At 35.1% G+C, this 7,938-nt stretch carries 9 protein-coding genes and 5 pseudogenes; 6 read left to right on the forward strand and 8 right to left on the reverse strand.

All coding sequences use genetic code 11. The features are described 5' to 3' along the window. On the forward strand, nt 1–186 hold a 186-nt coding region (locus FTU79_RS15810; protein WP_139791357.1), incomplete at its 5' end, for an integrase core domain-containing protein. A gap of 172 nt (nt 187–358) precedes the next feature. On the opposite strand, the gene FTU79_RS15815 is transcribed toward FTU79_RS15810, so the two are convergent. After that, nucleotides 359–580: a helix-turn-helix transcriptional regulator gene (locus tag FTU79_RS15815; protein ID WP_004658364.1), complete on the reverse strand. Its 222-nt coding sequence runs from the start codon at nt 578–580 to the stop codon at nt 359–361. A gap of 194 nt (nt 581–774) precedes the next feature. Here FTU79_RS15815 and FTU79_RS15820 point away from each other — a divergent pair, with 194 nt between their 5' ends. Then, nucleotides 775–1,026, forward strand: coding sequence for a hypothetical protein (locus tag FTU79_RS15820; protein WP_004658363.1), 252 nt, complete (start codon nt 775–777; stop codon nt 1,024–1,026). Between the two features lie 252 nt (nt 1,027–1,278). On the opposite strand, the pseudogene FTU79_RS15825 reads toward FTU79_RS15820, so the two are convergent. Further along, a pseudogene (locus tag FTU79_RS15825) lies at nt 1,279–1,422 on the reverse strand (antitoxin HicB); the annotation flags it as partial. Between FTU79_RS15825 and FTU79_RS15830 the strand changes: the two are divergent. Then, nucleotides 1,422–1,646, forward strand: a pseudogene (locus FTU79_RS15830) (efflux RND transporter permease subunit); the annotation flags it as partial. The pseudogenes FTU79_RS15825 and FTU79_RS15830 overlap by 1 nt on opposite strands. An 84-nt stretch (nt 1,647–1,730) precedes the next feature. Here the strand turns inward: FTU79_RS15830 and FTU79_RS15835 are convergent. Both FTU79_RS15835 and FTU79_RS15840 read right to left on the reverse strand, forming a co-directional pair. Continuing rightward, nucleotides 1,731–2,618, reverse strand: a complete 888-nt coding sequence (locus FTU79_RS15835; protein WP_127800877.1) for a cation diffusion facilitator family transporter — start codon at nt 2,616–2,618, stop codon at nt 1,731–1,733. Further along, nucleotides 2,605–3,336: a transglutaminase family protein gene (locus FTU79_RS15840; RefSeq protein ID WP_005245162.1), complete on the reverse strand. Its 732-nt coding sequence runs from the start codon at nt 3,334–3,336 to the stop codon at nt 2,605–2,607. The genes FTU79_RS15835 and FTU79_RS15840 overlap by 14 nt, the downstream gene beginning before the upstream one ends. Before the next feature lie 79 nt (nt 3,337–3,415). Between FTU79_RS15840 and FTU79_RS15845 the strand changes: the two genes are divergently transcribed. Further along, on the forward strand, nt 3,416–3,829 hold the full coding sequence (locus FTU79_RS15845) for a Cd(II)/Pb(II)-responsive transcriptional regulator (RefSeq protein WP_179989169.1): 414 nt from the start codon (nt 3,416–3,418) through the stop codon (nt 3,827–3,829). Nucleotides 3,830–3,870: 41 nt separating this feature from the next. On the opposite strand, the gene FTU79_RS15850 is transcribed toward FTU79_RS15845, so the two are convergent. Next, a complete protein-coding gene (locus FTU79_RS15850) occupies nt 3,871–5,070 on the reverse strand; it encodes an integrase arm-type DNA-binding domain-containing protein (protein ID WP_005245164.1) in 1,200 nt (399 codons plus the stop codon). A 185-nt stretch (nt 5,071–5,255) separates the two neighbouring features. Beyond that, nucleotides 5,256–5,357: pseudogene (locus FTU79_RS16695) on the reverse strand (recombinase); the annotation flags it as partial. A gap of 490 nt (nt 5,358–5,847) precedes the next feature. Here FTU79_RS16695 and FTU79_RS15855 point away from each other — a divergent pair. Next, nucleotides 5,848–6,324 (forward strand): annotated as a pseudogene (locus FTU79_RS15855) (transposase); the annotation flags it as partial. A 33-nt stretch (nt 6,325–6,357) separates the two neighbouring features. After that, nucleotides 6,358–6,621, forward strand: a pseudogene (locus tag FTU79_RS15860) (integrase core domain-containing protein); the annotation flags it as partial. A 120-nt stretch (nt 6,622–6,741) separates the two neighbouring features. Here FTU79_RS15860 and FTU79_RS15865 read toward each other — a convergent pair. After that, nucleotides 6,742–7,260, reverse strand: a complete 519-nt coding sequence (locus FTU79_RS15865; RefSeq protein ID WP_154320120.1) for a hypothetical protein — start codon at nt 7,258–7,260, stop codon at nt 6,742–6,744. Further along, on the reverse strand, nt 7,250–7,828 hold the full coding sequence (locus FTU79_RS15870; RefSeq protein WP_179990664.1) for a hypothetical protein: 579 nt from the start codon (nt 7,826–7,828) through the stop codon (nt 7,250–7,252). Before FTU79_RS15870 ends, FTU79_RS15865 begins: the two co-directional genes overlap by 11 nt. Between the last annotated feature and the right edge of the window lie 110 nt (nt 7,829–7,938).

Raw genomic sequence — 7,938 nt, forward strand, 5'->3', positions numbered from 1 at the left:
TTATGGCGGAGCGTTAAATATGAAGAGGTGTATCTCAAAGCTTATAGCAGTGTCACAGATGCGAAAAAGCAATTGAGTGCATATTTTGAGTTTTATAATCTGAAACGACCTCATTCGAGTCTAGACAAAATGACACCAAATGAGTTTTACTATGATCAGCTACCCCAACAAAACAAGGTGGCTTAACTAGAGCGGAATATCACTTATAAATACGCTTTTAGTTGTTCAAACAAGTGGAACCACCTCTGTTTGTAATGATATTTTATAAAATTCAATATTAGATCTGCAGAGAAAAACTTATCAAACTAAGTATTGGCTAGTCTTTTTCTTCGAAAAACTTATCAAACGAAGTATTAAGTTAATCTTTTTCTTCAACTTCTTCCTTAAACTCAAACAAATCATTCATCGTACAGTTAAAGTACTTACACAACTTATCGGCGACTGGTAATTCAATACGTACAGCACGGTCATAATACATACTTGTGAGCGTGTTGCGATTGATACCTGTTGCATGCACCACTTCACTTAATTTTAAAATTTTTCTATCGCCCATGAGGCTAGATAACTTACAAGTAATCATATTTAAATTAATTTACAAAAAATAACTTGCTGTGGGTTATTTGAAGTTGTTGACTGAGTAATACTTTGCTAAAATTAACCTACAGCAGGTTATTACAACTTATAGAAAGTATATTTTATCCATTTCAACTAAATTATAACTTTTTAAATATAAGGATTGAACCTGCATTAGATTATTTTGTGGAGATGACCGCCGTGTTACCAAATGAGTTATTGATCAGCCAGCAAGCTCGTGACTTAGGAAATCAATTAATTAAAGAAATGAACATCAATAGAAGTTATGGAATGGCTAATTTTCTTGGAGTAAATACTTGCTATGATAATCATCAGGCTGTACTTATTTGGACATTTCAACTGCTTGAAAGGGAACCTGCCTTAAATGAATTAGCAGAAATTAAAAAATATTTTCTTTTAATCTTTCCAGATAGTGTTTATCAATTAGCCTAAGTTGTTTTTAAAATTAATTTATTAAATAAAAAGCACTAAATCAAAGAAAGCTTTATTTAAAAATACCTATTAATTCAAAAACATACCATTTACTGAATATATGAAGCATAGGTTCCTGCTCTATCACTCACTCGTACTAAAATTACATCGCTCTTTTTACTGATACTAAACAATTTATGTCCACGCCACGTTCTGCGGCTTCGAGGGCTAGTTTTTGTTGAACCACTGAGAACAAGGACAACAAACTGCCTACTATATTTTCCCGGAGAGTGGTGTAGGAACTTTTTCATTATTGCTAATCATATCAGCGACAACATCAGCAACGAGCTCCTCTATTCCTGAGAATGCTTTAGACTGATCCGCATCAAGCCAAGACAATGATGGAAACTCAGCACATCATTCGTTTAAGACCTATTTTAATGACGGCACTGGTCGCAAGTTTAGGTTTTATTCCAATGGCGTTAAACACTGGAATTGGTGCAGAAGTACAACGACCACTAGCAACAGTTGTTATCGGCGGTATTGTATCTTCTACAATTTTAACTTTGTTTGTATTGCCTATTTTATATCAATGGGCGCATGGCTCTGAGAGTAGCAAACAGCAATCCGACGAAATTTAAAATCAAAAAAAGCAGCTTAATTACTAGGTTATGCCTAATTAAGCTGCTTTTAATATTGTATGCCCAACATTTTATTGATAAAGCTTACTGCGCTTCATCCCGACAATTTTCATTTAAAAACTCAAACTCTATCGTTGTATGCGATAAATGATAGGAAGATAATTTAGCTGCAACTTCTTGTTTAAGCCTAATTAATTCTTTAACGTCAAAGTTGTCACTCAGCTCAAGGTGCGCTGTTAAAACGTGACTTTCACCATCTAGTGACCAAAAGTGCATGTGGTGGATACCATTAACTTCAGGAAATTCCATTAGTGATAGTTTAATACGCTTTTGAGTCTCTTTATCGGGTGCAGCTTGAAGAAATAAAACGAGTGTTGATTTCAGGTTTTTGAAAACATTAAACAAGATGAACAGCGTGAACCCTATTGATAAAAGGGGATCTAATATCGGCAGTTCAGCGAACAACAGTACGATAGAGACTATAAGAACGGCAACCCATCCAAGTACATCTTCAAGAAGGTGCCATGTCAGCACTTTCTCATTTAATGTTTCACCCGCTTTTAATTTTAATACAGCATATCCGTTAACGGCAACGCCGAGTATCGCTAGCCCTAACATCCCCTCGACTACAGGCATTTCAGGATTGGACAGCTTTGGAATTGCTTCAAATAAAATCCAAATTGAGCCAATGATTAAAACAATACTGTTTATCAATGCGCCAAAGAGAGTAAGTCTACGATAACCATAACTAAACTTATCTGATGCTTCTTTATCTGAAAAACGACTTAAAATCCACGCAAAACCTATTGAAAGACTATCACCAAGATCGTGAACTGCATCTGCCATTATCGCCGTACTGTTAGTGAGCCAACCACCTATAAATTCGATAATAGTGAATGTCACATTAAGGAAAAATGCCCAACCAATACGGTCATCTTTACCATGTTGATGACTATGATTATGGTTGTGCATTTTGTACCTCTAGTACTTTTCTATTTCTTAGTTTTGATACATTCATATTAATCAAGTGACGTATCAAGCGTTGATATATCCAGCGTTTGAACCCCGACAAGTTAGTCCCTTTTTCGAGATAGAACTCATCAGGGGAATCATAAAGCCCAAAGTCATCATGAATACCTTCTTTTTGAATATAGGTATTTTCTCCACGCCAATCTGTATCTGGTGATGAAAAGCACTTTGTTGCAACACCATAACCACAAAAATCATCTTTTACTTGGTCAAATTTCTCCTGTAGAGAGCTTAAGTATTGCTCATCCAATATAAAGCCCTCTAAGTTTATCCAACGCCCTTCAAAGTAAACTTCTACCCAACTATGAATGATGTATTTAGGTGCTAACCAAAATACATAGCTTGGGATAGCACCTTTTTGTAGTTGCTGGTCTATGGTAAACCCATGAAATCGGCATTGAATGCCTAGTCCACGCAATAGTGCCATTAACAGATTACCCTTAGTATTACATTGTCCATAACCATCTGCTAGCACATCGCTTGCTGCAATATCATCGCTTTCATTATAACCAAAGAAAATCTCATCTTTTACAAACTGATAAGCGGCACCAATTTTGTTGAAGTTATCCAAGTTTTTCCACCTACGTTGATCGATCAAGGATTGGATATCTTTGTGTTCAAAATTAACGATATTCGTATTGTTTAAATATTTCTCAGTCATTTTTTATATATCCTTTTCGTTGCATACTTATACTATAGACTCTATAGTAACTATAGAGTCAAATGTCTGGGGGAAATTGATGAAAATAGGCGAATTGTCAAAAAAATCGGGCTGTTCAATACAAACGATTAGATATTATGAAAGAGAAGGATTTCTGTTAAATCCAAATCGTTCAGAAGGTAATTTCAGGCTGTATGATAGCAAAGCACTTAAACAATTGGAATTCGTAAAGCATTGTCGCAGCCTAGATATATCACTCAATGATATTAAACGTCTTATCGAATTAAAAAATAAGCCAGAAGAAAGCTGCTCTAGCGTTAATGCATTAATTGATCAGCAACTTGCACTAGTGAATAAACGCATGAAAGAATTAAGGGCGCTTAAAGCTGAATTACAACAAATGGCTAGTGCTTGTGGTTCGAACAACCCAACATACTCATTATATTCTGCTGACCATGTAACACGGCAAGTATATTGTTTACTATCCATTTGAAACCCCATAATGTTTTAAGTCTATGTATAAAAGTACGATTTTCACTTAGCAGTACTTAAATAATCACCCCACCACTGCATCATTTCAGTCCGCTGGGCTAAATAGTCAGCGTGATTATAGCTGGCACGGGTACGGTTCTTATCAATATGTGAAAGTTGTGCCTCAATCCAGTTATCCTGGAACAAACCTGAGTCATTCAAAATGGTACTAAAAGTGGAACGTAGTCCATGAGAGGATAATTGATGTTTTCCATAGCCCATCTTACGTATAGCCATATTTAATGTATTAAAATGAATCGGTTGATTATGTTTCCGTGGGCTAGCAAAAATGTACTTTTCACCGTATGACCATTGCATGACGTCTTTTAAAATATCTAAAGCCTGATCTGAAAGTGGAACTAAGAAGTCGGGAATCTCATGGCCTAATATGACTTTTCGTCGAAACTGTTTAATATGCAAGGCAGGTATTTTCCAGACTTTTTCATTTAAATCAAAATGATGAGGCTCAGCCAATAACAATTCAGCCCCTCGCACGCCAGTATGTAATTTGAACAGCAGTGCTTTTTTAATAATCGGATGGGCATCCAATTTTTGTAATTTATACTTAAAATCAGATATATCCTCCGCTTTCAAATACGGATAATTTTTCTTGATTTTACTGTTAATGGCGATTTTATTTAAACCATGCGCGATGTTGAATTCACAATAACCCATCGCTACAGCGTAGTCATAAATTTGGTTCAAATAACTACAAGCTTTCTTGACAGGTTCTTTTACTTGGCGTCCCTCTATTTTTTTGATTACTGAAACCAGGTCATAACGCTTGATGTTTTGAAAAGGTAGATCCTGAAGGTCTGGATAAATATCTTGCTGTAAGCATCTTTCTGCTAACTGTAGTACACCACAGCGGGGTAGATCGTTGAAGGCATTTTTCAGTTTGAACTGTAACCACTCCTCCCCGACCTTACCAAAGGTGATGACATTAGAGGCAGTATCTTGTTCAAAACAGAAATCATTGTCTTTAAAGTCATCTCTGACTTGTCGTGCCTTTTTCAGCGATAAATCAGGATAACGACCTAACTGAATGCGTCGACGTTTTTTAGTTTGTGGATCTGTATAGCGATAGCACCAAGATTTTCTTCCACTCGGCTCAATCTTCAGGCTAAGCCCATCTTCATCGGATAAAAAACTGGTTTTTTCCTTACAATGAGCTTGGCGAACTTTAATTTCAGTAAGACTCATGGAATTTAAATGAAACCTAACAATGGGTTGATTGGATCAATTATATCAAAATAGAACGCTTTATGTATGATGCGTACACTACGCATCATATAGATTTGTAAAGTATTGTTTTATAAATTTATTATTCAATATACTTTAATTTTAGTAACCAGTAGGAGTACCACTTCTTTTTTAGTTCTCAAATATCACGTTTTTTTTGACGCAATGATTCTATCTCGGACTTCGTCAGCTGTTTTACGAGAGATGAGGATATACTTTACCTCCCACTCTGTGAGCCTTTCAACGTCTCACGGCTCTATTTAATGTTATTGAATAATCAATGGATACCAGTAAAGCCTTTTAGGTCTGCTATTGTTTCTAATACAATAGTCTCCACGATCAAGGATTGGACTCAATGCATATTCCAGCATAAACCTACCACCTATTCCTATTCGCACCCTACCACTCATTCCTATTCCAAATCGGCCACTTAGGGTTTATTCAGTAAAAGAATTTAAAGGCTTTATTGCCCAAACCTATATTCTTAAAAGCTTATTCAGCAATATAATTCTTAGATAAATTGCATATTCTTATCGTAAAGGACACTGATTCTTCTTTCATTTGGACAGTTACTATGAATTCACTTCCGTCCTAATAATCTGCCCCAAAAGCTTTTTGGCTTCCGATTCGGATCGGCTTTGTTGCACAAATACCTAAGAATATGATTTTATTAAATTTATTCTTAGGTTGAAATTTTCACAAACCTTTAAAAATCAGTGCCTTGCAAAATGTTTATGCAACAAAGCCTATTTAAATCGGCAACTTGAACATATTGATAAGTTAATAAATAATCACATAGATCAAGATCCAACATTGAAACAGGATTTGAAATTACTGCAAACTATTCCTTCAATCGGTGAACGATCAGGCTTATTACTGTTGGGGTTATTTCATTCGCACAAGTTTGAAAAAGCAAGTCAAGCTGCTGCATATGTAGGTTTGGTTCCAGTACATCAGTTGTCTGGCAGTTCAGTCAACAAGCAAAGTCACTTATCAAAAGCAGGTGACAGTAAAATACGCTCAGTATTGTATATGTCGGCATTAACAGCGATTAAATATAATCCACACATTGAAGCTTTATATCAACGATTATTAAGCCAGGGTAAAAATAAAATGTGTGCTTTAGGTGCTGCAATGCGCAAGCTTATACATCTGTGTTATGGCGTTTTAAAACATCAGACTGCCTATCGAAGAGATTATTTAGTGGTCGAATAATCTCAAAACCTGATTGACTACCAAGACGGTATCTCAGGTCCCGAATTTATCAGTCACGAATTTGTGCGCTGGGCTACTGAGCACGGTATTCGTATTGAATATATTCAACCGGGTAAGCCACAGCAGAATGCGTATATTGAACACTATAATCGGACCATACGTTATAGTTGGCTGAGCAAGCATTTATTTGATACTTTGGATGAAGTACAAGATTATGCAACAAACTGGTTGTGGCATTACAACCATGAAAGACCACATCAAGCTAACAAAGGAAAGCCACCTCTAATGGCTGCTTAACCTCTACTTTTAACTTCGGTTATTTATTGAAGGATTACCTTAAAAACTATTAATGTAGCTCCATTTTAAATAAAGAACCGCTTTTTTATTCAAAATAGGGTAGGAACGACTTTAACTAAATCAGTAAGGAATACTTAATGAAATATATCTAATCTCACCTATATTGTTATATGAAATATATATTGTAAATGGAATATCTTCAATTTTCCATTTTTGGCTTCTAACCACGCCATCATCATTCTTAATAAATAATGGCACTCCTAATATATTTTCAATTTCAGCTTTATTCATTGAAAATTTTAAATTAAATGGCAGTTCTTGTTTATATTGAGAAAAGCCTTCCACACCATCATTATAAAAAAATATAGTCGTTAAGTATATTTTTTCACCAGTTATGGGTTTGTCCTCCTGATTTAAATAAAAAGACTCATCAGTAAATATAAAACCCAATCCCTCATCATATTTACTAATATAAAAATTATACTCATCCAATAAATCACCATCTTCATCATAAATTGGTAATTTAATTTCCTCTTGACTTTTCACAAATTGATTTTTAACAAAAAAATCAACTAATTTTTCATCAATATTTGACTTACCCAACAGTGATATTAAATGATCAATAAACTTATTTGTCATTCTTTCTCGCCTCCTCATCCATAATATTTTTCAAAAATTTATCATAATCAGCATTATTTTTACAGCTCAATGTAGTACATGCTTCTTGCAACTTTGTAACGTACTCAGGCGTTAATTTTTTTGCATTATCTATCATTGCCTCAGAATCCCTAATTTGTGCTGCTTGTAAATCATTTGCATCATTTTCAATGAGTCCTTTATTATTTTTTCCTGCATAGGTTGGACCTGCGGCATGCACCTCATTTGGTACAGTTACACTCATTCCTTCATTAATAATACGATTTTTCTCTGCTTGAGTTAAGGGCGCTTCCTTTAAGTCTTCAGCTCTCTTTAATAATGCAGCTTTAGACGGCTGATGATCTCTAGCCACGGTTCCATCTCCAGTGACTTTCTTTTGATTTCCATAATTATCAACCCATCCCACATCAAGAGATTGCTTTTGATTTATTTCAATATCAGCATCTTTCCCCTTAGTGACACCTTTACCTACTCCAGCACCTACAACTCCAGCCACAGCATTAATTAAATATTCTGCACCTTGTTTATTTTTTTCCTCTGTACACGACAAATTTCACAGAACCCTTATCCTATCAGGATTCTGCTTTCTTAAAATTGCCAAAATTTCCTTAAACTCTTCTTTTTTCCCAAAACCAATTAAACGCTGAATCGCCATTTGAA

Origin of the sequence: Acinetobacter sp. YH12144, assembly GCF_013418345.1 — a bacterium.
Classification (GTDB): domain Bacteria; phylum Pseudomonadota; class Gammaproteobacteria; order Pseudomonadales; family Moraxellaceae; genus Acinetobacter; species Acinetobacter amyesii.